This window comes from Bradyrhizobium sp. P2_E8 (genome assembly GCF_056403875.1).
Genome location: NZ_JBFUES010001127.1, coordinates 1 through 2,229, shown reverse-complemented (window position 1 = coordinate 2,229; position 2,229 = coordinate 1). Strand labels below are relative to the sequence as shown.

Sequence of the window (2,229 nt, the reverse complement as noted above, 5' to 3'; positions counted from 1 at the left end):
GCATTTGCCCTCCTGCTGGGATCGGCCGGCTCGGCCGCCGCGCTGACCAAGGAGGCGGCGATCGAGAACTGCCGGATGACCGTCGGCAAGCCGATCGTGCACGCGTGCATGCAGGCCCAGGGAGGTCGCAAGGCCGGTGCCGACATAGAGGGGTGCCGCGCCAAGGCATCGCCCCAGGTCAGGGCCTGCGTGATGGCGGCGCTCAACGCCGCGAACGGGCGCGCCAACGTGGCCGTCGAAATGCCGAAAGAGGCGGCGCCCAAGCTCGATCCGGGCACTGCGCTGCCAAAGGATTTCGTCGCGCCACCGCGCAACATCTCCGATATCACGGCCATTCTCGATGGCRAGAAGCCCGATGCGAAGCTGATCGCCGAGCTCAAGGCGGATGCCGATGCGGCACCGACGGGCAAGGAGTCGCGCCAGGATCTCGCGCAATTCTACTTCGATCRCGCCAATGCGCGCTCGCAACTCGGCCGGCTCGCCGAATCCATCGCCGACGCCGACARGGCGGTGGAGGTCGGCCGCGGAGCCGTCAGCCCGAACTTGCTGGGGCGTCTGATGCAGCTGCAGTCGGTGCAGTATTCGCTCGCCGGCGATCCCAAGCGCGCGCTGGAGGTCATGCAAAAGCTGTTGCGCGAGACGGCCAATACGCCGGGCGCGAAGGGCTACGTGTTCAATGCCAACCGTGCGATTGCGTCCATCCTCCTGCAGATGGGCGACGTCCCGCAGGCCGAAGCCTATCTCCGTCGCAGCCTGACCGCGATCCAGGAAGCGCGCACCAGCGGGCTTCCTGGTTGGCGCGCCAGCTATTCCAAGCTGGGCCAGAACTGGGAAGGCGAGATCGAGATGTCGCGCGGCGCGATCTTCGAGGCGCGCGGCCAGTTCGCCGAAGCCGAGGCCGCCTATCGCACCGCCGAGATGCGCAAGCGCGCCGGCAACAAGGGGGTTCTGGAGCTGGACAATCCGCCTGCAGAGACACTGCTGCTCCAGGTTGTCGACGGCCTCGTCCTGAACCAGGCGCGCATGAAGGCGCGGCAGGGACGGCTCGCCGAAGCCGAGGTCGATGCGCGCCGGGCGCTGCTGGCGCGGCTGAAKGACACCGGCAAGTACAATCCGGTGACGCCGCGTTTCGTGATGGGGCTCGCCGGTATTCTCGTCGATCAGGGCCGCTACGAGGAGGCCGAGCAGCTCGGCCGCGTCGCCCTCGACATCAGCAAGACCGTCGGCGTGCCGGACGACTCGCAGTCGACGGTGCAGTTGCTGTCCCAGCTCGCCGGCATTCTCAGCCTTCAGCGCAAGAACGCCGAAGCCAACGCCATGTTTGCGCGGATCGACCAGGCGATCGCGAAGTGGGATCCGCAGCGCCGCCAGGTCTTCGAGCTCAATCCGTCGCGCATTCTCGCGCTCTACAACTCCGGACAGCTGGACGCCGGCATTGCGGCGGCCGAGCAGCTCGTCAAGAAGCAGGTCGGGCGCGTCGGTGAAAATCATTTCGATGCCGCCTCCGCGCGCGGCACGTTGGCCGTCGGTCTGATGCGGGCGCGGCGCGATGCCGAGGCGATCCGCGAGTTCAAGGCTGCCATCCCGATCATGATGGCGAGCGCGAACGAAAACGCCGACGATGAGAATACCACTGTGGTGGCCGCGCGCAGCCAGCGGCTGCAAACCATTGTCGAAAGCTATCTCGCGCTGCTCGCGCGGGCCGAGGGCACCGGCAGCAGCGTTGGCGAGGAGACCTTCGGCCTCGCCGATGCCGTTCGTGGTCGCTCGGTCCAGCAAGCATTGGCAGCTTCGAGCGCGCGCGCGGCGGCCAAGGATCCGGCGCTCGCCGAGCTCGTGCGCATGGCGCAGGATCTGACCAAGCAGGTCAACGCCCAGCTCGGCACGCTCAACAATGTGCTCGCGCTTCCGGCGGCGGAACGCGACGAGAAAGGCGTTGCACAAATCCAGGCTTCGATTGCCGCCTTGCGCGGCCAGCGCGACAAGGCGCGCCAGGAGATCAAGCAGAAATTCCCGATCTACGCCGATCTCGTGTCGCCCAAGCCGCCGAGCGTCGCCGAGATTCGTGCGACGCTGGCCGACGACGAGGCCATGCTGTCGTTCTATTTCGGCCAGAACGGCAGCTTCGTCTGGGCCGTGCCGAAGTCAGGGGCGGTGGCGTTTGCCGCCGTCAACGCCAAGATCGGCGATATCGAGACCAAGATTCGTAAACTTCGTGAGGCGCTCGAG

At 66.8% G+C, this 2,229-nt stretch carries 1 protein-coding gene; it reads left to right on the top strand.

The features are described 5' to 3' along the window. A partial coding sequence (locus AC1D00_RS37585; RefSeq protein ID WP_477014147.1) for a tetratricopeptide repeat protein occupies positions 1-2,229 on the top strand: 2,229 nt, incomplete at both ends.